28 protein-coding genes are annotated in these 23953 nt (G+C 63.7%); 25 read left to right on the top strand and 3 right to left on the bottom strand.

The features are described from left to right. Positions 1-38: 38 nt before the first annotated feature. Together glmS and glmU are read right to left on the bottom strand one after the other, a co-directional pair. Positions 39-1844, bottom strand: coding sequence for a glutamine--fructose-6-phosphate transaminase (isomerizing) (gene glmS / locus BMY38_RS03855; RefSeq protein ID WP_092759906.1), 1806 nt, complete (start codon positions 1842-1844; stop codon positions 39-41). Then, positions 1844-3187: a bifunctional UDP-N-acetylglucosamine diphosphorylase/glucosamine-1-phosphate N-acetyltransferase GlmU gene (gene glmU / locus BMY38_RS03860; protein WP_092759908.1), complete on the bottom strand. Its 1344-nt coding sequence runs from the start codon at positions 3185-3187 to the stop codon at positions 1844-1846. Before glmU ends, glmS begins: the two co-directional genes overlap by 1 nt. 92 nt (positions 3188-3279) lie before the next feature. Between glmU and BMY38_RS03865 the strand changes: the two genes are divergently transcribed. The 4 genes from BMY38_RS03865 to BMY38_RS03880 all read left to right on the top strand — a co-directional run bounded on the left by BMY38_RS03865 (position 3280) and on the right by BMY38_RS03880 (position 6566). Next, positions 3280-3951, top strand: coding sequence for an HAD family hydrolase (locus BMY38_RS03865; RefSeq protein ID WP_092759910.1), 672 nt, complete (start codon positions 3280-3282; stop codon positions 3949-3951). Continuing rightward, positions 3948-5120, top strand: a complete 1173-nt coding sequence (locus BMY38_RS03870; protein ID WP_092759912.1) for a DegT/DnrJ/EryC1/StrS family aminotransferase — start codon at positions 3948-3950, stop codon at positions 5118-5120. The genes BMY38_RS03865 and BMY38_RS03870 overlap by 4 nt, the downstream gene beginning before the upstream one ends. A gap of 136 nt (positions 5121-5256) precedes the next feature. Next, positions 5257-6084 (top strand): DUF481 domain-containing protein, encoded by an 828-nt coding sequence (locus BMY38_RS03875; protein WP_092759914.1) that lies wholly within the window; start codon positions 5257-5259, stop codon positions 6082-6084. 95 nt (positions 6085-6179) lie between these two features. After that, positions 6180-6566: a hypothetical protein gene (locus BMY38_RS03880; RefSeq protein WP_092759916.1), complete on the top strand. Its 387-nt coding sequence runs from the start codon at positions 6180-6182 to the stop codon at positions 6564-6566. 12 nt (positions 6567-6578) lie between these two features. Here the strand turns inward: BMY38_RS03880 and BMY38_RS03885 are convergent, their stop codons facing one another. Continuing rightward, a complete protein-coding gene (locus BMY38_RS03885) occupies positions 6579-6830 on the bottom strand; it encodes a hypothetical protein (protein WP_139204647.1) in 252 nt (83 codons plus the stop codon). Positions 6831-7020: 190 nt separating this feature from the next. Between BMY38_RS03885 and BMY38_RS03890 the strand changes: the two genes are divergently transcribed. The 21 genes from BMY38_RS03890 (at position 7021) to BMY38_RS03995 (ending at position 23899) form a co-directional block, all read left to right on the top strand. Beyond that, positions 7021-7620, top strand: a complete 600-nt coding sequence (locus BMY38_RS03890) for a short chain dehydrogenase (protein ID WP_092759920.1) — start codon at positions 7021-7023, stop codon at positions 7618-7620. 96 nt (positions 7621-7716) lie between these two features. After that, positions 7717-8880: an isovaleryl-CoA dehydrogenase gene (locus tag BMY38_RS03895; RefSeq protein ID WP_092759922.1), complete on the top strand. Its 1164-nt coding sequence runs from the start codon at positions 7717-7719 to the stop codon at positions 8878-8880. A gap of 57 nt (positions 8881-8937) precedes the next feature. Continuing rightward, positions 8938-9348, top strand: a complete 411-nt coding sequence (locus BMY38_RS03900) for a DUF1622 domain-containing protein (RefSeq protein WP_092759924.1) — start codon at positions 8938-8940, stop codon at positions 9346-9348. After that, positions 9345-9851 (top strand): lysozyme inhibitor LprI family protein, encoded by a 507-nt coding sequence (locus BMY38_RS03905; RefSeq protein ID WP_092759926.1) that lies wholly within the window; start codon positions 9345-9347, stop codon positions 9849-9851. The genes BMY38_RS03900 and BMY38_RS03905 overlap by 4 nt, the downstream gene beginning before the upstream one ends. Positions 9852-9853: 2 nt before the next feature. Continuing rightward, entirely contained in the window at positions 9854-10621 is a 768-nt protein-coding gene (locus tag BMY38_RS03910) for a flavodoxin family protein (RefSeq protein ID WP_092759928.1), read from the top strand. Continuing rightward, complete coding sequence (locus BMY38_RS03915) at positions 10621-10881, top strand: lysozyme inhibitor LprI family protein (RefSeq protein ID WP_092759930.1); 261 nt, start codon at positions 10621-10623, stop codon at positions 10879-10881. The genes BMY38_RS03910 and BMY38_RS03915 overlap by 1 nt, the downstream gene beginning before the upstream one ends. Continuing rightward, entirely contained in the window at positions 10878-12479 is a 1602-nt protein-coding gene (locus BMY38_RS03920; protein ID WP_092759932.1) for a carboxyl transferase domain-containing protein, read from the top strand. Before BMY38_RS03915 ends, BMY38_RS03920 begins: the two co-directional genes overlap by 4 nt. 136 nt (positions 12480-12615) lie before the next feature. Continuing rightward, entirely contained in the window at positions 12616-13044 is a 429-nt protein-coding gene (locus tag BMY38_RS03925) for an ASCH domain-containing protein (protein ID WP_092759934.1), read from the top strand. After that, the gene (locus BMY38_RS03930) at positions 13044-14978 is read left to right on the top strand and encodes an acetyl-CoA carboxylase biotin carboxylase subunit (protein ID WP_092759937.1); all 1935 of its coding nucleotides are present in this window, start codon (positions 13044-13046) and stop codon (positions 14976-14978) included. The genes BMY38_RS03925 and BMY38_RS03930 overlap by 1 nt, the downstream gene beginning before the upstream one ends. Next, on the top strand, positions 14975-15616 hold the full coding sequence (locus BMY38_RS03935; RefSeq protein WP_092759939.1) for a glutathione S-transferase family protein: 642 nt from the start codon (positions 14975-14977) through the stop codon (positions 15614-15616). Before BMY38_RS03930 ends, BMY38_RS03935 begins: the two co-directional genes overlap by 4 nt. Beyond that, a complete protein-coding gene (locus tag BMY38_RS03940) occupies positions 15609-16460 on the top strand; it encodes a hydroxymethylglutaryl-CoA lyase (RefSeq protein WP_092759941.1) in 852 nt (283 codons plus the stop codon). The genes BMY38_RS03935 and BMY38_RS03940 overlap by 8 nt, the downstream gene beginning before the upstream one ends. After that, positions 16457-17239 carry a crotonase/enoyl-CoA hydratase family protein gene (locus BMY38_RS03945; protein WP_092759943.1) on the top strand — a complete coding sequence of 261 codons (783 nt, stop codon included), beginning with the start codon at positions 16457-16459 and terminating at the stop codon, positions 17237-17239. Before BMY38_RS03940 ends, BMY38_RS03945 begins: the two co-directional genes overlap by 4 nt. A 96-nt stretch (positions 17240-17335) precedes the next feature. Next, a complete protein-coding gene (locus tag BMY38_RS03950; RefSeq protein WP_092759945.1) occupies positions 17336-18457 on the top strand; it encodes a lytic murein transglycosylase in 1122 nt (373 codons plus the stop codon). 397 nt (positions 18458-18854) lie between these two features. Continuing rightward, positions 18855-19694 (top strand): SH3 domain-containing protein, encoded by an 840-nt coding sequence (locus BMY38_RS03955; protein ID WP_092759947.1) that lies wholly within the window; start codon positions 18855-18857, stop codon positions 19692-19694. 67 nt (positions 19695-19761) lie between these two features. After that, a complete protein-coding gene (locus tag BMY38_RS03960; RefSeq protein WP_092759949.1) occupies positions 19762-20127 on the top strand; it encodes an NADH-quinone oxidoreductase subunit A in 366 nt (121 codons plus the stop codon). Positions 20128-20594: 467 nt separating this feature from the next. After that, on the top strand, positions 20595-21128 hold the full coding sequence (locus tag BMY38_RS03970; RefSeq protein WP_092759953.1) for a NuoB/complex I 20 kDa subunit family protein: 534 nt from the start codon (positions 20595-20597) through the stop codon (positions 21126-21128). Next, positions 21128-21754, top strand: coding sequence for an NADH-quinone oxidoreductase subunit C (locus BMY38_RS03975; protein WP_092759954.1), 627 nt, complete (start codon positions 21128-21130; stop codon positions 21752-21754). Before BMY38_RS03970 ends, BMY38_RS03975 begins: the two co-directional genes overlap by 1 nt. After that, a complete protein-coding gene (locus BMY38_RS03980) occupies positions 21754-22143 on the top strand; it encodes a nuclear transport factor 2 family protein (RefSeq protein WP_092759955.1) in 390 nt (129 codons plus the stop codon). The genes BMY38_RS03975 and BMY38_RS03980 overlap by 1 nt, the downstream gene beginning before the upstream one ends. Before the next feature lie 12 nt (positions 22144-22155). Continuing rightward, positions 22156-22353 carry a hypothetical protein gene (locus BMY38_RS03985; RefSeq protein WP_245737492.1) on the top strand — a complete coding sequence of 66 codons (198 nt, stop codon included), beginning with the start codon at positions 22156-22158 and terminating at the stop codon, positions 22351-22353. Beyond that, a complete protein-coding gene (locus BMY38_RS03990) occupies positions 22350-23585 on the top strand; it encodes an NADH-quinone oxidoreductase subunit D (protein WP_425431617.1) in 1236 nt (411 codons plus the stop codon). The genes BMY38_RS03985 and BMY38_RS03990 overlap by 4 nt, the downstream gene beginning before the upstream one ends. Beyond that, positions 23582-23899, top strand: a complete 318-nt coding sequence (locus tag BMY38_RS03995) for a hypothetical protein (RefSeq protein ID WP_092759956.1) — start codon at positions 23582-23584, stop codon at positions 23897-23899. Before BMY38_RS03990 ends, BMY38_RS03995 begins: the two co-directional genes overlap by 4 nt. Positions 23900-23953 lie beyond the last annotated feature (54 nt).

Raw genomic sequence — 23953 nt, forward strand, 5'->3', positions numbered from 1 at the left:
CTTCGTATGCACTGTCGTATGTACGTCCCGCAGGCCCGTCATTCGACCGTCACCGACTTCGCCAGATTACGCGGCTGATCCACGTCGGTGCCTTTGTGGACCGCCGTGTGATAAGCCAGCAACTGCGCCGGAAGGGCATAGAGGATCGGGGCGAAAACCGGGTCGATCCTTGGCATCACCAACACCTCCCAGACCCCGTCGGAGGCCTGTTTTGCCCCATCGGCATCGGTCACCAGCAGAACCTGGCCTTCACGGGCCATGACCTCCTGCATGTTGCTGACGGTTTTCTCGAAAAGCGGGTCCATCGGCGCGAAAACAACCACGGGCAGCGTGCGATCGACCAGCGCGATGGGGCCGTGCTTCAATTCACCGCTGGCATAGGCTTCGGCATGTATATAGCTGATTTCCTTCAGTTTAAGAGCGCCTTCATGGGCCATTGGGTACATCGGGCCCCGGCCCAGGAACAGGATGTCCGACGCCTCCGACAGGCGTGAAGCCAAAGCCTCGCAGCGTTCCTCGATGGTAAGACCTTGCGACATCAACCCCGGCAGGAGCTTCAATCCCGCAACCAGTTCCGCCTCGCGCTGGGCGTCGATCTCGCCGCGCTGCACCCCTGCCGCGATGGCAAGACACAGAAGCACCGCGAGCTGATTGACGAAGGCTTTGGTCGAAGCCACGCCGACCTCGACCCCGGCATGGATCGGGTAAATGATGTCGCTGTCGCGCGCGATGCTGCTTTCGACAACGTTCACCACCGACAGAATCGCCCGCGCTTTTCCCCTGGCATAACGCAAGGCCGCCAAAGTGTCGGCAGTTTCGCCCGACTGGCTGACAAAAAGTGCTGTGGTATCAATGCCTACCGGCCCTTCACGGTAGCGATATTCCGATGCGATATCGACTTCGGCAGGCAGGCGGGCCAGGGCTTCGAACCAGTATTTGGCGACCGAACAGGCGATCTGCGCCGTGCCGCAGGCGACCATCTGTATGCGGTCGGTCGCGGAGAAATCGTAATCGGTGGGCAGAACGATCCGATCACCCTCGATGTAGCGGGAAAGCACACCCGACAGGGTTTGCGGCTGTTCGTGAATTTCCTTGCCCATGAAATGCCGGTGACCGGCCTTTTCGATCCGCGTGGCATCGACATGAATGCGCTTCATTTCCCGGTTGGTCTGGCGGCCATCGGCGTCGAAGATGCGAACACCGGCACGGGTCACCACGGCGCGGTCGCCCTCCTCCAGATAGGTCAGGCGGTCGGTCAGCGGGCCGAGCGCGATTGCGTCGGAGCCTACGAACATTTCGTTGTCGCCATGGCCGATGGCCAGGGGCGATCCGACGCGCGCGGCAATCAACAGGTCAGGTTCGCCGTCGAACAGGAAACACAGGGCATAAGCCCCTTCCAGCCTGTCGATGGTCGCAAACGCCGCATCCTGCGGCTCCATTCCGTCTTCGAGAAACAATTCGCAAAGGCGAACGATGACCTCGGTGTCGGTCTCGCTTTCGTAGGGGCCGGAGGCTTCGCGGCGCAACTCGCGGAAGTTTTCGATGATGCCATTATGGACGACGGCGACGCGGTCCGCGCGGTGCGGGTGAGCGTTGGCGACGGAGGGCGCGCCATGGGTCGCCCAGCGCGTATGTCCGATGCCGGCGAAACCCGACAGGGGGTCCGTCACCAGAAGATCGGCAAGGTTCACCAGCTTGCCGACCGCGCGGCGACGATCCAGCACGCCATCTTCGACGGTGGCGATCCCGGCGCTGTCATAGCCGCGATATTCCAGCCGTTTCAGTGCCTCGACCATGATCGGCGCGGCCTGGTGTTTGCCCAGTATTCCGATGATACCACACATCAGCTTGTCTCCTTTGCGGCGCGCAGCTTTGCCATCAACCGACGCGCGAAGCCGTCCTTGTTGACCTGTCTTGCCCGGCCCAGCGCCAGCGCACCGTCCGGGACGTCCATTGTCACGACCGAGCCGGAGGCCGTCATCGCATCGTCCCCCACGCGGACCGGGGCCACCAGCGCGGTGTTCGACCCGATGAAGGCATTCGCACCGATCACCGTGCGATGCTTGAATACGCCGTCGTAATTGCAGGTGATCGTGCCCGCGCCGACGTTGGCCCGCGCCCCCACGTCGGCGTCGCCGATATAGGACAGGTGGTTCAGCTTCGCGCCTTCGGCCACTTGCGCATTCTTGACCTCGACGAAGTTGCCGACGCGCACACCCCGGTCCAGCTCCGCGCCGGGACGCAGGCGGGCGTAGGGCCCAACGACGCATTCGTCCGCAACATGGCAGCCTTCCAGGTGGCTGAAGGCACGGATCGTGGCACCGGATTCGATGGTGACATCGGGACCGAAGACCACGTGCGGTTCGATCACGACGTCACGCCCGATTACCGTGTCATAGGCCAGAAAAACCGTATCGGGTGCCGTCAGCGTGGCACCGTTGTCCATCGCCTGGGCCCGCGCCCTGTCCTGAAAGGCGGCTTCCGCAGCGGCAAGATCGGCGCGCGTATTGACGCCCATCGTCTCGACCTCGGGGCAGGTCACGACCCGTGCCGACATGCGCGCCGCCCGCGCCAGACTAACGATGTCGGTCAGGTAATATTCACCCGCCGCGTTGTCGTTGCCCACATGGTCGATCAGATCGAAAAGGGTGTTGGCATCAGCCGCGATCACGCCGGAGTTGCACAGGGTAATCGCCAGTTCTTCGGGCGTGGCGTCCTTGGCCTCGACGATCTTTTCCAGCCGGTCGCCGTTCGCGACCAGACGCCCATACCGACCGGGTTCAGTGGCGCGGAATCCCAGAACCACGATATCCGCGCCATCGCGCCGGGCGGCCTGCATCGCCTCCAGCGTTTCCGGGCGGATGAATGGCGTATCGCCGTAAAGCACGATAACATCGCCATCGAACCCGTCCAGTGCAGCGCGGGCCTGCGCCACCGCATGCGCAGTGCCCAGTTGTTCGGTCTGACGCACGACGACGGCGTCTGCGTCATGAATTCGAACCATCGCCGCCACCCGGTCGCCGCCGTGGCCCGCGACGATGACAGTGCGGTCCGGTGACAGACTTTCGCCCGACCGCAATGCATGGACCAGAAGCGGCGCATGCGCCACGCGGTGCAGCACCTTCGGCAGGTCGGATTGCATGCGGCTGCCCTGTCCGGCGGCCAGAACGATCAACGCTGTCGGCATCAAATGTCTTTCCCTGAGTCACAGGCCGTTCTAACCGAGGGGCGATATGCTGCAACCCGCCATGGGATCAGGATAGCGAAAGGGTGCCGACAATGAAACGATGCGTGATCTTCGATCTGGACGGAACGTTGTGCGACACATCCGGCGATCTGCTGGCCGCCGCCAACGTGGCGTTCGCGCATCTGGGGCACGATATCCGGCTGGACCCGATGGCGGCGCAGGACCGGGCCGCGGCTTTGAAGGGCGGGCGGTCAATGCTGCGTCTCGGGTTCTCGCGGGCAGGGGACGTGGATGAAGGGCAGGTCGACGCCGGATATCAGCCCCTGCTGGATGCTTATGACGGGTCCATTGCGGTTCATACGACGTTCTACCCGGGTGCGCTGGATGCGGTGCGGCGTCTGCGCGCGCGCGGCGATGCCGTGGCGATCTGCACCAACAAGCCCGAAGCGCTGGCGATCAAGCTGGTGGCGCAACTCGGCGCAAGTGACCTGTTCGACGCGCTGGTCGGGGCCGACACGCTTCCGGTGCGCAAGCCGGACCCGGAACACCTATGGGAAACCATACGTCGGGCGGGCGGCGACCCGGCGCGCGCGGTGTTGATCGGTGACACCGATACCGATCGCAATACGGCGGCGGCGGCGGCGGTGCCTTGCGTGCTGGTGACCTTCGCGCCTGCAGGTCAATCGGTGGCGGAGCTTTTGCCCGAGGCATTGCTGGACGATTATGCCGATCTGGACGGTATTCTGGAGGGGTTGCTGACATGACCGAGGTTTTCACCAAGCCGTTCATCCGCCAAGAGCCGATCCCCGAGTCCGCGATCGCCGCCGCGGTCGAGGTCCTGCGTTCCGGCGCGCTGCACCGTTATGGCGCGCAGCCGTCGCAGGTCGCGGCACTGGAGATCGAATTCGCCGCCCAGACCGGCGCGGCGCATGCGCTGGCAGTGGCATCGGGCGGATACGCGATGGGCTGCGCCCTGCGCGCGCTGGGGGTGGGTCCGGGCGATCCGGTGCTGACCAATGGCTGGACGCTGGCCCCGGTGCCGGGTGCCATCGCCGCCGTCGGCGCGCGCCCCGTGCTGGTCGAGGTCGGGCGCGATCTGTGTATCGACCTGGATGATCTGGAAGCGAAAGCCCCGCAGGCAAACGTCCTGATGCTGTCGCATATGCGCGGGCATATCGCCGACATGCGCCGTCTGATGGCAATTTGCGATGCCCACGACATCGCCGTGATCGAGGATTGTGCGCATACCATGGGCGCCGACTGGGACGGCCATCCATCAGGACGCTGGGGCGCGATCGGCTGCTATTCCTGCCAGACCTACAAACATGTCAATTCGGGCGAGGGCGGGCTGATCGTCACCGACGACGCCGATCTGGCGGCGAAGATGATCCTGCTGTCGGGCAGTTACATGCTTTATGCGCGCAATGGCACGGCGCCGTCCGAGGAGGTATTCGCGCGGCACAAGGGCACGATGCCCAACGTATCGGGCCGTATGGACGAGTTGCGTGCAGCGATCCTGCGTCCGCAACTGGCCGACCTTCCGGCACAGGTCGCGCGCTGGAACGAACGCTACCGCGCGCTGGAGACGGGGTTTCGCAACCTGCCCGGCCTACACGTCATCGACCGCCCCGCGTCCGAGGGCTATGTCGGATCGTCGATCCAGCTGCTGGCGGACGACCCCGAAAAGATCCCCGGTTTCATTGCGGGCTGTGCGGCGCGCGGCGTCGACTGGAAATGGTTCGGCCATGCGACGGCGCAGGGCTTTACCTCGTCGCATCACCACTGGGCCTATGTCGAAGCGCAGAGCCTGCCGCAAACCGATGCCGTGCTTGCCCGGCTTCTGGATATGCGCGTGCCGCTGACGTTCGATCTGGCCGACTGCGCCGTTATCGCGCGGATCGTGGCAGAAGAGGCAGCCGAAAGCCTGCGCTAACTATGCGATAAACTCACGACATCATCGAATATTATGAATTTTTCTTAGGTGTGCTCAGCGCCTATCTGTCCCTCAAGCCGAAGGGCCTCCGCCGGTTTCGCCGTCGGACCTGACTTTCCTTGAAAGGGATTTCACGATGAAAACGATCGCTACACTCGCTGCCACGACTGTGCTCGCGCTGACCGTCTCCATCCCTGCCTTCGCGCAGGACAACCTGACCGGTGTTTCGCGTCTTGATGACCGCATCGACGACATCACCGAAGCCGCCCAGGACGATCTGGACCGTGGCGAAGATGACGAGCGCTTCAGCCCCAACGGCGTCGTTCAGGGCTTCCGCGGCTCGGCCGCACTGACCGCATCCGGCGCGTCGGGCAACACCGACACGGGCGAGCTGTCGTTCGCCGGTCGCTTGTCCTATGGCCTTGGCGAATGGAGCCACCTGATCGGTTTTGCCGGTGAATATGGCGAAGCCAACGGTATCAAGAACGAAGAAGAATTTTTTGCGATCTACGAAGGCAGCCGCTATTTCACGCCGCAGGTCTATGCCTTCGGCACCGGCCGTTTCGAATACGACGGCTTCGACACCAACGAGCGTGACGCGTTCATCGGCGGCGGTCTGGGCTATCGCATCGTAAATACCCGCCAGATGGCCTGGCGCGTTCAGGCCGGACCCGGCATTCGCTATATCGCCGATCAGGCGGGCAACGATGAAACCGAAGGCGCAGGCATCGCCTCGTCGCGCTTCTATTATGGCTTCAACGACGTCGTATCGCTGACCAATGACACCGACATCCTGTCGTCGTCGGCGGATACCGTGGTGACCAACGACTTCGGCGTGAACTTCAGGATGACCGACACCCTGTCGACCCGCGTCAGCTATCGTACCGACTATACGTCGAACCCGCTGCCCGGCCTGAAGTCCACCGACAACACAGTCGGCCTGTCGCTGGTCGTTGGCTTCTGAGGCGAATTCGGCCCGTCCAGACTGACGAATGTCAGGGTCGGATCAACAGGGGGCGGCGCAAGTCGCCCCTTTCGTCATCTCACCGACGGAGGCAGATGCAAATCGTGACTCAGAGCAAGACCGCTTCATTTTTCAAAGCCCCGAACCGCATTGCATCGAATTGCCGGATCGCCAGCCGACTTGGTGGTCTGCGCCCCGGTCCCGCGCTGCTGGTGGCCACGGGTCCGGGTCTATTCGATCCGCTTGGCCAACGTCTCTCAGCCCTGCCCAGCCTGCCCTGGATGCGCGGCAGTATGACACTGGTATCGCTGTGGGACGCCTGCGACACCCTGCCGGATCGTGATTTCGATGACGTTCTGACCCTGCTGCAGGTCGACATCCACCCGGATACGGTCAGTGCCGCCTATTGGACGATTCTGCGCAAAGCCACGGTTCTGGGCATGATCGAAGGGCGCGGTGTTCCGGTTTTCCCAAACGCCTGACACCACGGGCGGTCAGCCCAGCGCCCCGCCCATTTCGGCTTCGTCGTCCAGCACGATCAAACGGAGCAGCGCCTGCGCATTGTCCAAGGTCGTGACATGGTCCCGGATCGCCCGCAACAGATCGCCCGGCGATTTGGCGTGTGGCATCGACAGGCCCAGTGCATAGGCAATCAGTTCCGAGCAATACCAACGCCCCCGCGAATTGCGGCGAAAGTTGAACAACTGGCTCAGAACCATCGACCAGAGTTCATAGGGCGGACCCAATTTCTCGGCGACCTCGGCCGCGATAGAAGGCGACGTAATACCGCATCGTAATTCTCCTTCGGGCAATGGCGGCAGGCTGCGTGCAGATCAGCTGTACGTAAAATAAGGTAAACCTGAAGGTCCGCCTTGACCGGAGGCCCGGTCGCGCCGGTATGATCTGTCGAAAAGCGGCATCGCGGAAGGAAACGTCATGAGGATTCTGGTGGTCGGGGCCGCGGGCGACATCGGACAGGTCGTCTGCGATGAGCTGGGTCAGCGGCATGACCTGATCCGCGCCGGGCGGAGCAGCGGTGACGTGCAGGTCGACCTGGCCGATGCGGCATCGGTTGCGGCGATGTATGCCAAGATCGGGCCGCCCGATGCCGTTATTTCGACCACCGGCGACGTGCATTTCGCGCCCGTGTCACAGCAAACCGCGCAGACCTTTCTGGACAGCCTGCAACAGAAGGTGATCGGACAGGTCAATCTTGTCCTCGCCGGGCTGGACGTGGTGGCGGATGGCGGGTCGTTCACGCTGACCAGCGGCATCCTCGACCGCGTGCCGATTCCGATGGGGTCCGCCGCGGCGATGGCCAACGGCGCTCTGGGCGGTTTCGTGCGCGGTGCGGCGGGCGAAATGCCACGCGGCCTGCGCATCAATGTCGTCAGCCCCGGTCTTCTGGAGGTGTCGGTCCCGCGCTATGGCGCATGGTTCCCCGGCCATGTCCCGGTCGCATCGGACCGTGTCGCGCAGGCCTTCGCCTTCAGTGTGGAGGGCACCGCCACGGGGCAGGTCATCACTGTCGACTAACCGGGCCATTGGTCCGATCCTGAAAGCGATGGTAGACGCAAGACAACTGCCGCACTATGAACTGAACAAGTGTTCAATTCCTGGGGAGGAAGCCTGATGTTCACCGCCACGATGCAGTTTGATCTTGGGGAAGACGTGAACGCCCTGCGCGAATTGGTGCATCGCTGGGCGCAGGAGCGCATCAAGCCGCTCGCGGGTGAAATCGACGCGACCAATACTTTTCCCGCCGACCTCTGGACTGAAATGGGCGATCTGGGCTTGCTGGGCGTTACCGTGCCCGAGGCGGATGGCGGAGCCGACATGGGATACCTCGCCCATGTAATCGCGGTCGAGGAAATTGCCCGCGCCAGTGCCTCCGTCTCCCTGTCGTATGGCGCGCACAGCAACCTGTGCGTCAATCAGATCGCGCTGAACGGCACGGCGGAGCAGAAGGCGAAATACCTGCCGGGGCTGATATCGGGCGAACATGTCGGTGCGCTTGCCATGTCCGAGGCCGGGGCAGGGTCCGACGTCGTGTCGATGAAATTGCGCGCTGAAAAACGGAACGACCACTTCCGCTTGAACGGCACGAAATACTGGATCACCAACGGTCCCGACGCCACCACGCTGGTCGTCTACGCCAAGACCGACCCCGACGCCGGGTCCAGGGGCATGACGGCCTTCCTGATCGAAAAGTCGATGACGGGGTTCAGCACCAGCCCGCATTTCGACAAGCTGGGGATGCGCGGATCGAACACGGCGGAACTTGTGTTCGAAGACGTCGAAGTCCCCTTTGACAACATCCTGGGCGAGGAAGGCGGCGGCGTGCGCGTCTTGATGTCCGGCCTCGATTACGAACGCGTGGTTCTGTCGGGCATCGGCACCGGCATCATGGCCGCCTGTCTCGACGAGGTGATGCCCTATCTGGCCGAGCGCAAGCAATTCGGCAAACCCATCGGGTCGTTCCAGCTGATGCAAGGCAAGATTGCCGATATGTATACAGCGATGAACTCCGCACGGGCCTACGTCTACGAAGTCGCCAAGGCCTGCGACCGGGGTCAGGTCACGCGGCAGGACGCAGCGGCCTGCGTTCTCTATGCGTCGGAGGAAGCCATGAAGCAGGCCCATCAGGCGGTGCAGGCGATGGGCGGTGCGGGTTTCATGAACGACAGCCCCGTCAGTCGCATCTTTCGCGATGCCAAACTGATGGAGATCGGGGCTGGGACCAGTGAAATCCGTCGCATGCTGATCGGACGGGAACTGATGGAGGCGATGAGGTGAAAATAATGCCGACAGCCCCGGTTTGTTTCATGATACCGATAATCCTACGGTAAACACATGGAACAGAACTCCTCCTCTTTTTTCGACTACGTCCGCGAAGACGCCATTCTGCAAGACGAAATCTATTGGCTTGTCTACGTCCTGGAATGGGCCGCAACGGCCATCGACATTTTCGCCTCTCTGATCCTGCTGCTCGGCGCGATTCGGTTCATCTGGGGCTTCGTGAAAGCCGAATTCAGCCGCGATGCTGACACCCGCGTCAAAGGTGTCAACAGGGAGCGGGTGGAGCTTGGTCGGTATATCCTCGCCGGTCTGGAATTGCTGATCGTCTCCGATATCATTCTCACCGCGCTCAGCCTCGCGATGGCGGACCTTGTGTTCCTCGGCCTGCTCGTGGTGATCCGCTCGCTGGTCTCCTTCTTTCTCGACCGGGAGCTGGAGCAGGTAAAAAAGGAGCTCAAGACATGATCCGCACGTTCGTTTTCCTGTTTCTGCTGGCCACGCCTGCTGCTGCGCAGTTCGCCGAGCCGGATATGTTCCGCGCCCGGTTCGACGCATGCGTGTCGGGCGCTGATACCGCGTCCGGTCTCGCCAGTTGCAAAAACCTTGCAGCAAATCTCTGCCAGGCAGAGATCGAGGGTGGCCAGACGACGCTGGGCATCACCAGCTGCAACCAGGTGGAAGCGGCGCTCTGGGACGATCTGCTGAATGCCGACTGGCCGAAACATCGGAAGTTGGCCAAGGCCGGAGACGATGCGGAGCGACCGTATTTCGACGGCCGGTTCACCAACCGCGCCGAAACGCTTCTGACGGCGCAGCGCGCCTGGATCGCTTTCCGCGACGCGGAATGCGCGCTGGCCTATGCGTCCTGGGGTTCCGGTTCGATGCGCAACATCGCAGCTTCCGCCTGCATGGCGGATATGACGGCGGACCGAGTCATCGCCTTACGCCAACTAACCGAAGGATACTGACCATGACCCTGCATCCCAAGGCCGAGGCCACCTGCGGTCCCGACAACCGCGACGCCCCCGATTACAGCGGGCTCAAGGCTGTTTTCGTCAATACGTCGCTGAAGGCCGCGAACGGTGACAGTCACACCGCGATCCTGCTTGAACAGATCGCCACACTGATGACGCGGGCCGGGGTATCGGTCGACAACATCCACATGCGCGACCACCATGTCGCCTATGGGGTGCAACCCGATATGACCGAACACGGGGAAGACCGCGATGACTGGCCCGCCCTTTGGCAGCGGATCAAACCGGCCAATATCCTTGTCGTCGGCACACCGCTTTGGCTGGGTGAGGAATCGTCTGTCTGCCGGGTACTGATCGAGCGGTTGTATGGCATGTCAGGGGAACTCAACGACAAGGGCCAGTCCAGCTACTACGGTCGCGTCGGTGGCAGCGTCGTGACCGGCAACGAAGATGGCATCAAACACGCCGCCATGACCATCGGCTACGCCCTCTCGCATCTGGGCTACACCATCCCGCCGCAGGCCGATTGCGGCTGGATCGGCGAAGCGGGGCCGGGGCCGTCCTATGGCGACCCCAAGGAGGACGGCACCAAGGTGGGTTTCGACAACGACTTCACCGCCCGCAACGCGACGATCATGGCGTGGAACCTGATGCACATGGCGCACCTGTTGCGCGACGGTATCTCGAACCACGGCAACGATCGTCGCGTCTGGCAGGCCGAAGGCTGCGACCCCAGCTTGCCCAACCCGGAACATCGGGTGTGATGATCCGTCTCACCGTTGTTCCTGCGCTGCTCTCTACATCCGGTGCCGCGCTGCATCGCGCAGAGGATACCGAGAACGTCTTCCGGGGCCAGTTGAACCTGCGGGACGTGCAGCGGACATGGATCGCCTGTCGCGCCGCAACCTGCGACCGGGAACGCGCGCAATGGGGGAGCGGGACCGGGCAGGGGGCAGTCGGGGCGAAGTGCCTGAATAGCGACCGGACGCTATTTATGGAATCGCGATTTGAGGGGCGAACATGAAACTTGCCTCGACCCTCATCCCTGCCTCCGAACAGGCGAAAGCCAACCGCGCGGCCCATCTTGCCGCGCTGACCGAGGTTCGCGAGGCCGCCGAACGCGCGGCGGCAGGCGGTGGCGGGACATCCCGCGACCGGCATCTGTCGCGCGGCAAGATGCTGCCCCGCGACCGGGTGGCGGGCCTGCTGGACCCGGGCTCTCCGTTTCTCGAAATCGGCGTCTTCGCGGGTCACGGCATGTACGACGATGCCTCCCCCGGCGGCGGCGCGATTGCGGGCGTGGGCCGGGTGCACGGCCGCGATGTCATGGTCGTCTGCAACGATGCCACCGTGAAGGGCGGCACGTATTATCCGATCACCGTCAAGAAGCACCTGCGCGCACAGGAAATCGCCGAGGAATGCCGTCTGCCCTGCGTCTATCTGGTCGACTCGGGCGGGGCGAACCTGCCCAATCAGGACGAAGTATTCCCCGACCGCGACCACTTTGGGCGCATCTTCTACAATCAGGCGCGGATGTCGGCCAAGGGCATCGCCCAGATCGCCGTCGTCATGGGGTCCTGCACGGCGGGCGGGGCCTATGTGCCTGCAATGTCTGACGTTTCGATCATCGTGCGGGATCAGGGGACGATCTTTCTGGCCGGTCCACCGCTGGTGAAAGCCGCGACGGGCGAAGTCGTCACAGCCGAAGACCTTGGCGGCGGCGACGTGCACACCCGGCTGTCCGGCGTCGCGGATTACCTTGCCGAAAGCGACGCCCACGCGCTTGCCCTGGCGCGTCAGGCGGTGGGAAACCTGAACCGGGGACCGGGTCTGGCCGTTGCTGCGGGGTTCGAACCGCCGGCCTATGACCCGGAGGAATTGCTCGACGTCGTGCCTGCCGACCTGCGCACGCCCTATGACATCCGCGAGGTCATCATGCGCCTGGTCGATGGCAGCCGCTTCGACGAGTTCAAGGCGCGTTTCGGCGAAACGCTGGTGACCGGATTCGCCCATGTCGAAGGTATGCCGGTGGGGCTTGTCGCCAACAACGGCGTGCTGTTCTCCGAGGCCGCGTCGAAGGGTGCGCATTTCATCGAACTGTGCAGTCAGCGGAATATCCCGTTGGTCTTCCTGCAGAATATCACCGGCTTCATGGTCGGGCGAAAGTACGAAAACGAAGGTATCGCGCGGCACGGGGCCAAGATGGTCACCGCCGTCGCCACCACCAATGTGCCCAAGATTACCATGATCGTCGGCGGCAGTTTCGGCGCCGGCAATTACGGCATGGCGGGCCGCGCGTATCAGCCGAACTTCCTGTGGACCTGGCCGAATTCGCGCATCTCGGTGATGGGCGGGCCGCAGGCGGCGGGAGTTCTGGCGACCGTCAAACGCGACGCCATGGAGCGTGCCGGGCAGGACTGGTCGACCGAGGCGGAGGCCGCATTCAAACGTCCGACGGAGGAGATGTTCGCGCGGCAATCGCACCCGCTCTATGCCTCGGCACGGCTTTGGGACGACGGCATCATCGACCCGCGCAAGTCCCGCGATGTGCTCAGCCTGAGCCTGAGGGCCGCGCTCAACGCACCGATCGAGGATACACGCTTCGGCGTGTTCCGCATGTGATGGGTGCGCTGATGCCGATGCACCCCCCGTGCACCCCCGGTACACCCCCCGTGCAGACGCGGGATGCCGGGTGGAAGGCCGCGTCGTGGAAGGCCGCGTGGGAATATTTGCAGTGCAAAGACGGAGGGAGCGCGCGATGAGCCGGACCTTGCAGGAGATCATCGACGCCAACCCGGAGGCGGAGACGTTCCGTTTCGGAGACAGCAAGGCGCTTTGCGATGAAATTCTGGCGCTCGTGCGGGCGGGCACCAAGACCGCGACCTGCGAGGCCGCCCGGCACTATGGCCCGAAGGGTGACACCTGGCCCGAGGTCGGGCGGCAGGACGTGGCGCTGGAATGGGACGGCATGCCCGCCGTGATGATCGAGACGGTCGAGGTCTCGACGCGGCGCTGGTCGGAAATGGACGCGGAATTCGTCGCGGCCCAGGGTGAATTCCGCGATCTGGACCATTGGCGTGAGGTTTACCGTCCGTATTTCGAGCGAACGGGCGGTTGGTCGGAGGACATGAAGATCATGTGCGAGCGTTTCCGCGTGGTCGAGGATTATGCGGAAGGGAAATCCTGATGTTCACCAGGATCCTGATCGCCAACCGGGGCGAGATCGCCTGTCGGGTGATCGACACCTGCCGTCGTCTGGGCGTCCAGACGGTCGCGGTGCATTCCGACGTGGACGCGCGCGTCCGGCACGTGGCGATGGCGGATCAGGCGGTGTCTTTGGGCGGGGCGGCACCGGCGGAAAGCTATCTGCGGGGCGATGCGATCATCGACGCGGCACGGGCCACAGGGGCGCAGGCCATCCATCCCGGATATGGTTTCCTGTCCGAGAATCCGGAGTTCGTCGAGGCGGTGGAGGCGGCAGGACTTGTGTTTATCGGGCCGTCGGCCAGTGCGATCCGGGCGATGGGGCTGAAGGACGCGGCCAAGGATCTGATGGCGCAGGCGGGCGTACCCGTGGTGCCGGGGTATCAGGGCCAAGGGCAGGTCCCGGCGGATCTGGCGGCGGAGGCCGACAACATCGGGTATCCGGTGCTGATCAAGGCGGTCGCGGGCGGCGGCGGCAAGGGGATGCGCAAGGTCGATGTGCCGGGCGGATTCGCGGACGCGCTGGAATCGGCGCAGTCGGAGGCCAGGAAAGCCTTTGGCAACGCGCATGTCCTGATCGAAAAGTGGGTCACCACGCCGCGCCACATCGAGGTGCAAGTCTTCGGGGATGGCGAGAAGGCCGTGCATCTGTTCGAGCGCGATTGTTCGTTGCAGCGCCGCCATCAGAAAGTGATCGAGGAGGCCCCCGCGCCGGGGATGACGGTAGAAATGCGGGAGGCCATGGGGGACGCCGCCGTGCGTGCCGCCGAAGCCATCGGATATTCCGGGGCGGGGACCGTGGAATTCATCGTCGATGCCTCGGATGGCCTGCGCGCGGATGGATTCTGGTTCATGGAAATGAACACGCGGTTGCAGGTCGAACACCCCGTGACCGAGGCGATCACCGGCGTCGATCTGGTGGAATGGCAGTTGCGCGTGGCCAGTGGTGAGGGGTTGCCGATGTCGCAGCACCAGTTGTCGATCAACGGGCATGCTTTCGAGGCGCGGCTCTATGCCGAGGATACCGCGAACGGCTTCCTGCCACAGACCGGGACGCTGACTCATCTGCGGTTTCCCGACGGCGCGCGGGCCGAAACCGGGGTGCGTCCGGGCGATGCGATTTCGCCGTGGTACGATCCGATGATTGCCAAGATCGTGGTTCACGGGCCGACGCGGGCGACGGCGTTGCTGTCGCTGGAACGGGCGCTGGCGGGGACACAGGTGGCCGGGACGGTGACGAATTTGTCGTTCCTGCGAAAGCTGTCGCAACATGATGCATTTCGCGCGGGCGACGTCGATACCGGGCTGATCGACCGCGATGTCGAGGTGTTGTCGGCGCGGCCCGACCCATGTTCGCGGGCGCGCGCGATTGCGGCACTGGCGGCACTGGGGCTGCACCGGGCGCAGGGGGCCGAGGCGCTGCACCTGTGGGTCCCGATGGTCTGGACGGCGCATCTGGTCTGGGGCGACGAGGCGATTGCCGCGCGTGTCGAAGGGCTGGGCGGGGATCGGTATCGGGTGACACTGGACGGGGCGAGCCATGTCGTGACGCGCGTCGGCGGATGGCGGGTCGATGACGTGGCGGTGTCGGCCGAAGTGGGACATGGGCCGGGGATCGTCCATGTCTTCTGGGGCAACGTCTATTCTTTCGCCGTGCCCGACCCGCTGGCGGTGGATGCGGCGGGGGGCGCGGGCTCCGGTGTGATCGAAGCGCCGATGCCGGGGCTGGTGAAGTCGGTTCACGTCGCGCCGGGCGACAGTGTCGTCGCGGGCGCGCGGCTGGCGGTGCTGGAAGCGATGAAAATGGAACACGCGATGGTCGCGCCACGCGACGGCATCGTGGGCGAGGTGCTGGTGGCGGCAGGCGATCAGGTCGAGGCCGGGGCCGCGCTGGTGCGGATGGAAGAGGACGCATGAGCGAGATCATCCTGCACCACGTTCCCGGCAGCCGCTCGCAGCGGGTTTTGTGGTTGCTTCACGAGTTGGAACTGGATTTTGACGTTCGGGTCTGGCCCTTCGACAAGACGCTGCGGAGCGCGGAGTTTCTGGCGCTGAATCCGGCGGGACGGGTGCCTGCGCTGGAACTCGATGGACGGTCGATCTGGGAGACGGGCGCACTCATCGAGATACTTTGCGAACGGACGGGACGCCTGGGCCGTCCGCCCGGTGATGCGGAGCGTGTGGACTGGCTGATCTGGGTGCATTTCGCCGAGACGATTTCCCAGCATGCGGCGACCTGCACGCAACAGCATCTGATGCTGCGCGAGGCATCGATGCGCTCCCCTGTCGTGATGAAGCTGGAGTCGGCGCGGATCGGCAAATGCTTCGATGCCATCGAGGCGCGGCTGGCGGGCGATTGGCTGCTGTCGTCGTTTTCGGCGGCGGACGTGGCGGTCGGCCAGGCGGCGATGATGGCGCGGCGGTTCCACCGGGTGGGGGATCGCCCGCGGATGGCCGGTTGGATCGATCGGATCGAGGCGCGGGACGGTTGGCGCAGGGCCAGCGACGCCAAGGGATTCTACGACAGGGACTTCTATGAGGTGCCGGATGTCTGAGCAGATCGAAATCTTCGAGGTCGGCCCGCGCGACGGTTTGCAGAACGAAAAGCGGATGATTCCCGCGTCCGAGAAAATTGCCCTGATCGACCTTTTGTCGCGCGCCGGTTTCCGCCGTATCGAAGTGGCGAGTTTCGTGTCTCCCAAGTGGGTTCCGCAGATGGCCGATGGCGCCGAGGTGCTGGCCGGTCTCGCGCGTGCGCCGGGCGTGTCCTATGCCGCACTGACACCCAACATCAAAGGATACGAGAGAGCGCGCGCGGCCCGCGCGGACGAGGTGGCGATTTTCGTCAGCGCATCGGAAGGGTTCTCCAAGGCAAATCTGAACGCGACTATCATTGAAAGCCTGGAACGGTTCAGCCCCGTCGTCGCTGCGGCCAGGGCCGACGATGTGCCGGTGCGGGGCTATGTGTCCTGCGTCACGGACTGCCCGTTCGACGGGCCGACCGCGCCCGGCGATGTCGCGGCGGTGGTTGCGGCGATGCAGGCGTTCGGCTGTTACGAGGTCAGTCTGGGCGATACCATCGGACGCGGCACACCCGAGGCGGTGGACGCGATGCTGGACGCCGTGCTGGACGAGATCGGGGCGGATCAGCTGGCCGGACATTTCCACGACACGGCGGGGCGCGCGCTGGCCAACGTGGATGTCGCGCTGGCGCGCGGGTTGCGGGTGTTCGATGCCGCCGTGGGCGGGCTGGGGGGATGTCCCTATGCGCCCGGCTCGGCCGGCAACGTGGCGACCGAGGCGGTGATGACCCATGCCGCGGCGGCGGGGTTCGAGACCGGGCTGAACCCGGAAATCGTCGCGCAGGCCGCGGCGATGGCGAAGGAGATGCGGGGATGACGTATGACACGCTGGACGTGAGCCGCGATGGGCGGGGCGTCGTGACGGTGCGCCTGACCCTGCCGGAGACGCACAACGCGCTTTCGGCGCGGATGATGGACGAACTGACAGCGGTGGCGGGTGTTCTGGGCGGGGACGAGAGCCGGGTCGTCGTGCTGACCGGGACCGGAAAGTCGTTTTGCGCCGGTGGTGATCTGCGCTGGATGCGGGCGCAATTCGATGCCGATGCCGCCGGTCGTGCCCGCGAGGGCAAGCGGCTGGCAGGCATGTTGCAGGCGTTGAACACGATGCCCAAGCCGTTGGTGGTCAGGGCGCAGGGCAACGCCTTCGGCGGTGGTGTGGGCCTGTGTTGTGTGGCCGATGTGGCGATCGGGGCAGACACGGCGCTGTTCGGCCTGACCGAGACGCGGCTGGGCCTGATCCCTGCGACAATCGGGCCTTATGTCATCGCTCGGATGGGCGAGGGGCGGGCGCGCCGGGTGTTCATGAATGCGCGGCGGTTCGATGCGTCCGAAGCGGTCGATCTGGGCATTCTGGCCCGCGCCGTCGCCGCCGACGATCTGGATGCGGCCGTGGAAGCGGAAGTCATTCCCTATCTGGCCTGCGCGCCCGGTGCGGTGGCGGATGCCAAACGCCTGGCGCGCAGCCTGGGCCCGGTCATTGACGAGACGGTGATTGCCGCGACCATCGACGCATTGGCCGCACGGTGGAAGGGCGACGAGGCGGTCGAGGGGGTCGGTGCGTTCTTCGATAAGCGCAAACCGAAATGGGCGAAGTAAGCGGCGGGATTCCACCGGATTCTGCAATGGCCCCTTGGTCCGACTGCGGGCGCACGATAGGCTGCCGAAAACCCCTCGTCAGAAGGATCAACAGGCATGTTTACCCGTCGCACATTCACCCTGCTGCTTGCCGCAGTCCCCTTGTCGGCCTGCGCCGCCGACCCCGTGATTTCAGCGGGGTCCAGCGCCCGGACCACCGATCCGGCCCTGCTCCCGCAGCCGAATCCGGGCTGGAGCGACTGGGTCGCAGGTTTCAAGGGACGGGCCGCTGCCAAGGGCATCCGGGCGGACGTGACCGACAGGGCGTTTCGGGGGGCAGGATACCTGCCTGGCGTGGTCGCGCGCGATCGCAACCAGACCGAATTCAAGCGCAGTTTCGAGGACTACATCGCCATCGTCGCCCCCGAGTCGAAGGTTCAGGCCGGGCGCGCGGCCTTTGCCCGCAATCGCAACACCTTGAATGCCATCGAGAGCCGATACGGAGTGCCCGCGCAGATCGTCTGCGCGATCTGGGGCGTCGAGAGCAATTACGGCGTGCGGCGCGGCGATATCCCGACCATATCGGCCCTGTCGACGCTTGCCTATGACGGACGTCGCGGCGCGTTTTTCGAGGGGCAGTTGATCGCTGCGCTGCAAATCCTCCAGGCCGGAGACGTGACGCCTGCGCGCATGGTCGGAAGCTGGGCGGGGGCGATGGGGCACACACAGTTCATTCCGACGTCTTATCTGCAATCCGCCGTCGATTTCACCGGCGACGGGCGACGCGATATCTGGGGTGACGACCCGGCCGATGCGCTGGCCTCGACGGCATCCTATCTTTCGGGCGCGGGCTGGAAGCGCGGGGCAAGCTGGGCGGTCGAGGACGCGGATGGCAATCTGACGCCCGACGCGGGCGGCCCGTCGTTCCGCACCGGGCCGAATTTCCGTGTCATCAAGCGCTACAACAATTCTGACAGCTATGCGCTGGGTGTCGGACATCTGGCGGATCGGATCGCTGGCGGTGGTCCGCTGCGACAGGCATTCGGGCCCGACCGCTTTGGCATGACCATCGACCAGCGGAAGGCATTGCAGCGCAAACTGACCGCCGCCGGGTTCGATACCGACGGCAGTGATGGTGTGATCGGACCGAAAAGCCGGGCCGCCATCTCTGCTTATCAGCAGTCACGCGGGATGGCGGTGACGGGCGATCCGTCCCTGACTTTGCTGAACGCGATCTAGGCGTTCGGGTTCCGGCATCCTGTCTCTGACCGTGTTGGAGACAGGCTGCTCTGGAGCGCGGGGTCGGGATTGTATGCGGAAAGGCGCGCTGTTTCTTGGCTATGTCGCAGCTTCCATATCTTTCGGCGCGATTCGCGGCGGGGGCAGCCAGACTGTCGGCAGCGGGGCGGGTAGCCACGACACTGCGCGACTTATAAAACCGTCAGGGCCGGAGTCGGAATACGGCGAGCGAGTTGCGGGCGGCGATGGGCGTGGTTATTCAATAACTTCCGCATGGGCCGGTCGGGTTCTTGCACAAACCGCAGCCTGTCTGCCATTGCGGGCAAAGCATTGCATACAGGGTCAGGTCGGATATCAGCCCGATGTCGTCGACCGGATCTGACAACGGGAGCTTGCCATGAAATCAGCCGTTCTTGCCCTTCTCATGCTGGTGAGTCCGTCGTTCGCGGTCGCGGAACCGATGCGCAATGCGAACACCTATCCGGTCAACATGCGGGGCGGGCCGGGGGTCGGATTCGCCGTGCTGGACCAGCTTGATCCGGGTGAAGTGGCCGAGCGGGGACGCTGTGACCTGCGTGGATTGTGGTGCCTGATGTCGACGGACCAAAAGGTCGGATGGATCAATACGTCCATCCTGCGGACGACACAGGCGGAGGTCGTGCCTGGGACTGACCAGGCAGCGCCCGCCGATCCGCTGACGGTCGGCCCTGTTCCGATCAATCCGGTCTTCGTCGAACCGTTGCCAGAGGCCCCGACGGCAGAACCCCGTGCCTCCGTCGGAAGTGGCATCACGCGATCTCAGCCGGAGCCGGATAACGAGACGCCCGGACAGATTGCGCCGGTCCGCCCCCTGCCGGACGACACGGATACAGTCCGGACCCTTCCGGACGACACGGATACTGTCCGGACCCTTCCGGACGCTGCAAACCCGGTTCTGTCCGAGCCGGACCCCGTCGAGCCGGTCTGGCCCCGGCGGGACGTGGCCGGCCTGATCGTACCGGGCGCCGACATACCGCTGATCTTCGCGACCGATGCGCCGTTCTATAACGTCACGGATGGGTATGTGAATCTTCGCGCCGGACCGGGGACTGACAACGAGATCATCGGACAGTTGCAGCCGGGCGAGGGGGGATATCTGGATATCTGCGCGCCGGGGCAGAGCTGGTGCAGGGTTGAGACACCCGGCGTCGGGCTGGCCTGGGTCAAGATGACGCTGATGGGCACGCGGGGGTTCTGATGCCCTGCGTTGACGCCATGCCGCGCCAGGCTTAACAGCAAAGTGACAGATACCTCCGGAGGTCCCGATGGACGAGATGCTGCGTGAATACCTGCCTATCATGATCTTCCTTGGCGTGGCCATCGCGCTGGGCCTCATGCTGATCATGGCGGCCGCCATCATCGCCGTGCGCGCGCCGGACCCGGAAAAGGTCTCGGCCTACGAATGCGGGTTCAATGCCTTCGATGATGCGCGGATGAAATTCGACGTGCGGTTCTATCTGGTTGCGATCCTGTTCATCATCTTCGATCTGGAAATGGCCTTCCTGTTCCCCTGGGCGGTGTCGTTCGCCGGGCTGACAGACGCGGCCTTCTGGTCGATGATCGTGTTCCTGGTCGTCCTGACGGTAGGGTTTGCCTACGAGTGGAAAAAGGGCGCGATGGAGTGGGATTGAGCGCGGGCGTTCACTGACGTCGCTGGCGAATGCCGGGAGTGTGACGCCGCGCCTCTGGCAATTGCTCCAAGCGGGGGATTACCCGTTCTGGACCGATGTATGATTGTAAATCAGGTCGCCCTGTCCGGCGATGCCCCCCCTCGCTGGAATTACCCGCAGACCCGTCCTCAGGGTTTCGTGGCGGGCAGGCGGTCAGTCCGTATCGTGAAGACGGCAATCAGACGGCGAAAGTATTGTTGCAGATCGCTTCGGGCCAGCCTTGACCGAAAGGGATGAATCGTCTTGGGCGCGGCTCGCGGCAGCGAATGGCCCAGGCCGACGATGCGGCGACCTGGCGATGGCTGGAAAGTCGCGCGATCGGACCGATATCATAAAGGTGTCCGCGTTGACCCTTCATGGGGCGCGGGATACACCGCAACGCGACCGGGGGCTTCGTGCCCCCGCGAGATTCCCGAAGGAGCGGCATCATGGGCGTGCAGACCGGATTGAACACCGCAGGTGGCGACAAGGAACACGGCACGCAACTTCTGAACCGGGAGTTGCAGGACAAGGGGTTCCTGCTGACCTCGACCGAGGACATGATCAACTGGGCGCGCACCGGGTCGCTGCACTGGATGACCTTCGGGCTGGCCTGCTGCGCGGTCGAGATGATGCACACCGCCATGCCGCGGTATGACATGGAGCGTTTCGGCACCGCGCCCCGCGCGTCCCCCCGCCAGTCGGACCTGATGATCGTGGCGGGCACGCTGACCAACAAGATGGCACCCGCTCTGCGCAAGGTCTATGACCAGATGCCCGAGCCTCGATATGTGCTGTCGATGGGGTCCTGTGCGAACGGCGGCGGTTATTATCACTACAGCTACAGTGTCGTGCGCGGGTGTGACCGGATCGTGCCGGTCGATCTGTATGTGCCGGGCTGCCCGCCGACCGCGGAAGCGTTGCTCTACGGTTTGTTGCAACTGCAGCGGAAGATCCGCCGCACGGGGACTTTGGTGCGCTGATGGAAACTCAGGTTCAGATTGACCAACTGGAAGAACTGGCCACGCATATCGAGTTGCGGCAGGCCGATCTGGTATCGTCGCATTCGATCACGCTGGGCGAGCTGACGCTGGAAGCGACCGCATCGGACATTCCCGCGCTGGTGGAGTTCCTCAAGTCCGACGAACAGTGCCGTTTCGCGTCTTTGGTCGACATCACGGCGATCGACTATCCGGGTAACGAACGACGATTCTGCGTCGTTTATCACTTCCTGTCGATGTATCTGAACCACCGCATCCGCGTGAAGGTTCGCGTCCGCGAAGAAGAGATCGTGCCATCCATCACCGGCATCCATCCCTCGGCCAACTGGTTCGAGCGGGAGGTCTTCGACATGTTCGGCATCCTTTTCTCGGATCATCCGGACCTGCGGCGCATTCTGACGGATTACGGATTTCGCGGCTATCCGCTGCGCAAGGACTTCCCGACCACGGGCTATACCGAGGTGCGGTATGACGAAGTGCAGAAGCGTGTCGTCTATGAGCCGGTGTCGCTGACGCAGGAATATCGGCAGTTCGACTTCATGTCGCCCTGGGAGGGTGCGGAATACGTGCTGCCCGGTGACGAAAAGAAGACAGGGGAGGCGAAGTGATGGACGCTTCCGTCCCGTCTCTGGACGTTGTGCGCGAGCTTGCCGTCGCCTATTGTAACGGCATTCACCATTCGCGGACCGAAATTTTCGAGACCATGTGTCACGACCGCTTTATCATGACCGCAGTCACTGGGTCAGGCGGCGCACAGTTCTGGGACAAGGCGGCTTACCTGGAGCGTGTCAGCGGACGGGAGCCGTTTCCGGGTGAGCCTTCCTATGAGATCCTCGGCGTGGATGTGGCAGGGGACGAAACGGCGCGCGTCCATCTGTGGGTCGATGTGCCGCCACGGCGGTTCGAGGATCATCTGGGCTTCATCCGCGCAGATGGGCAATGGAAACTTATCACCAAGGTGTTCCGGACCATGCGCGGTCCGGCACTCGAAGGTTGAGGAGACGACGCGATGACGTATGGAATGGGGTTTTCGGGTCTTCTGGTGATGCTCGTCATGGCTGTGCTGCTGGTCGTGCCATTCTGGAAGCTCCTGCCCAAATTCGGATATTCGTCATGGATTTCGCTTGTCGCAATTATCCCGCTCGGAGCCTTGGTTCTGATCTGGATTCTTGCGTTCAGTGAACCGAAACCGAGGAATGCAGCATGATGGACGGCGATCTGACCAATCCGCGCGGGTATCAAGACGCTCTGACCGGCGAGCAGAAGATCCGCAATTTCAACATCAACTTCGGGCCACAGCATCCGGCGGCGCACGGCGTGCTGCGGCTGGTGCTGGAGTTGGACGGAGAAATTGTGGACCGCTGCGATCCGCATATCGGCCTGCTGCACCGTGGCACCGAAAAGCTGATGGAAAGCCGGACGTATCTGCAGAACCTGCCCTATATGGACCGGCTGGATTACGTGGCACCGATGAACCAGGAACATGCCTGGTGTATGGCGATCGAGCGACTGACCGGCACGCCGGTGCCGCGCCGCGCGTCCCTGATCCGGGTGTTGTTCAGCGAGATCGGACGTATCCTGTCGCACCTGTTGAACGTGACGACACAGGCGCTTGATGTTGGCGCGCTGACGCCACCGCTCTGGGGGTTCGAGGAGCGCGAGAAGCTGATGGTGTTCTATGAACGCGCATCCGGTGCACGTCTGCACGCCGCGTATTTCCGGCCCGGTGGCGTGCATCAGGATCTGACGCCCGACCTGATCGACGATATCGAGGCGTGGTGCGAAACCTTCCCGAACGCGCTGGCCGATATTGACGAGTTGCTGACAGAGAACCGCATCTTCAAGCAGCGCAACGTCGATATCGCCATCGTCTCCGAGCAGGAGGTCATGGACTGGGGCTTTTCGGGCGTCATGGCGCGCGGGTCGGGTCTGGCGTGGGATTTGCGGCGGGCGCAGCCTTATGAATGTTATGATGAATTCGATTTCCTGATTCCGACGGGCAACAACGGTGACTGCTATGACCGTTTTCTCGTTCGGATCGAGGAGATGCGGCAGTCGATCCGCATCATGAAGCAGGCCATCGCCAAGCTGCGGGAGCCTGAGGGTCAGGGCGACGTGCTGGCGCGCGGCAAGATGACGCCGCCGTTGCGCGCCGATATGAAAACGTCGATGGAAAGCCTGATCCATCACTTCAAGCTGTATACCGAAGGGTTCCACGTGCCTGCCGGAGAGGTCTATGCCGCCGTCGAGGCCCCCAAGGGCGAGTTCGGCGTCTATATGGTGTCGGACGGATCGAACAAGCCGTACCGCGCCAAGCTGCGTGCGCCGGGGTTCCTGCATCTGCAGGCGATGGACCACATCGCACGCGGGCATCAACTGGCCGATGTGGCCGCGATTATCGGGACGCTGGATGTGGTGTTCGGGGAGATCGATCGGTGAGGAAGTTCGCATTCACAAGCCTTGCAATCCTGTCTATCGGGACGATTGCCACTGCCCAGACCGCTGCGGAATACGAGGCCGGAGTTCTCGACGCGCTGAGTCTGCGGAACTGTTCGTTCGATGCGTCCACGCCTGAAGATCGCCTGGCGTTTGCCCGTCAGATGTCGATTCATATCGGCGTCCCTGCCGCGGAACTGGTTGCAAGAAACGGGCTACATTATGCCCGGCTTACCCGTGCCATCGGTGAACTGGCCGACCGCGGTGTCGTGACGGTCGATGGGGCCATGCTGACCCGTACAAACTGCAAGCGTTAGGGTCCGACCGCTTGTGGGTCGATCCGCTTTGTTCCAGATAGCCTGCGCCATACC

The organism is Jannaschia helgolandensis, from assembly GCF_900109285.1.
GTDB lineage: Bacteria > Pseudomonadota > Alphaproteobacteria > Rhodobacterales > Rhodobacteraceae > Jannaschia > Jannaschia helgolandensis.

Bases quoted from the DNA above. Each gene is read 5' to 3' on its own strand.
- glmS (WP_092759906.1), bottom strand. From the start codon at position 1,844: ATGTGTGGTATCATCGGAATACTGGGCAAACACCAGGCCGCGCCGATC.
- glmU (WP_092759908.1), bottom strand. From the start codon at position 3,187: ATGCCGACAGCGTTGATCGTTCTGGCCGCCGGACAGGGCAGCCGCATG.
- BMY38_RS03865 (WP_092759910.1), top strand. From the start codon at position 3,280: ATGAAACGATGCGTGATCTTCGATCTGGACGGAACGTTGTGCGACACA.
- BMY38_RS03870 (WP_092759912.1), top strand. From the start codon at position 3,948: ATGACCGAGGTTTTCACCAAGCCGTTCATCCGCCAAGAGCCGATCCCC.
- BMY38_RS03875 (WP_092759914.1), top strand. From the start codon at position 5,257: ATGAAAACGATCGCTACACTCGCTGCCACGACTGTGCTCGCGCTGACC.
- BMY38_RS03880 (WP_092759916.1), top strand. From the start codon at position 6,180: ATGCAAATCGTGACTCAGAGCAAGACCGCTTCATTTTTCAAAGCCCCG.
- BMY38_RS03890 (WP_092759920.1), top strand. From the start codon at position 7,021: ATGAGGATTCTGGTGGTCGGGGCCGCGGGCGACATCGGACAGGTCGTC.
- BMY38_RS03895 (WP_092759922.1), top strand. From the start codon at position 7,717: ATGTTCACCGCCACGATGCAGTTTGATCTTGGGGAAGACGTGAACGCC.
- BMY38_RS03900 (WP_092759924.1), top strand. From the start codon at position 8,938: ATGGAACAGAACTCCTCCTCTTTTTTCGACTACGTCCGCGAAGACGCC.
- BMY38_RS03905 (WP_092759926.1), top strand. From the start codon at position 9,345: ATGATCCGCACGTTCGTTTTCCTGTTTCTGCTGGCCACGCCTGCTGCT.
- BMY38_RS03910 (WP_092759928.1), top strand. From the start codon at position 9,854: ATGACCCTGCATCCCAAGGCCGAGGCCACCTGCGGTCCCGACAACCGC.
- BMY38_RS03915 (WP_092759930.1), top strand. From the start codon at position 10,621: ATGATCCGTCTCACCGTTGTTCCTGCGCTGCTCTCTACATCCGGTGCC.
- BMY38_RS03920 (WP_092759932.1), top strand. From the start codon at position 10,878: ATGAAACTTGCCTCGACCCTCATCCCTGCCTCCGAACAGGCGAAAGCC.
- BMY38_RS03925 (WP_092759934.1), top strand. From the start codon at position 12,616: ATGAGCCGGACCTTGCAGGAGATCATCGACGCCAACCCGGAGGCGGAG.
- BMY38_RS03930 (WP_092759937.1), top strand. From the start codon at position 13,044: ATGTTCACCAGGATCCTGATCGCCAACCGGGGCGAGATCGCCTGTCGG.
- BMY38_RS03935 (WP_092759939.1), top strand. From the start codon at position 14,975: ATGAGCGAGATCATCCTGCACCACGTTCCCGGCAGCCGCTCGCAGCGG.
- BMY38_RS03940 (WP_092759941.1), top strand. From the start codon at position 15,609: ATGTCTGAGCAGATCGAAATCTTCGAGGTCGGCCCGCGCGACGGTTTG.
- BMY38_RS03945 (WP_092759943.1), top strand. From the start codon at position 16,457: ATGACGTATGACACGCTGGACGTGAGCCGCGATGGGCGGGGCGTCGTG.
- BMY38_RS03950 (WP_092759945.1), top strand. From the start codon at position 17,336: ATGTTTACCCGTCGCACATTCACCCTGCTGCTTGCCGCAGTCCCCTTG.
- BMY38_RS03955 (WP_092759947.1), top strand. From the start codon at position 18,855: ATGAAATCAGCCGTTCTTGCCCTTCTCATGCTGGTGAGTCCGTCGTTC.
- BMY38_RS03960 (WP_092759949.1), top strand. From the start codon at position 19,762: ATGGACGAGATGCTGCGTGAATACCTGCCTATCATGATCTTCCTTGGC.
- BMY38_RS03970 (WP_092759953.1), top strand. From the start codon at position 20,595: ATGGGCGTGCAGACCGGATTGAACACCGCAGGTGGCGACAAGGAACAC.
- BMY38_RS03975 (WP_092759954.1), top strand. From the start codon at position 21,128: ATGGAAACTCAGGTTCAGATTGACCAACTGGAAGAACTGGCCACGCAT.
- BMY38_RS03980 (WP_092759955.1), top strand. From the start codon at position 21,754: ATGGACGCTTCCGTCCCGTCTCTGGACGTTGTGCGCGAGCTTGCCGTC.
- BMY38_RS03985 (WP_245737492.1), top strand. From the start codon at position 22,156: ATGACGTATGGAATGGGGTTTTCGGGTCTTCTGGTGATGCTCGTCATG.
- BMY38_RS03990 (WP_425431617.1), top strand. From the start codon at position 22,350: ATGATGGACGGCGATCTGACCAATCCGCGCGGGTATCAAGACGCTCTG.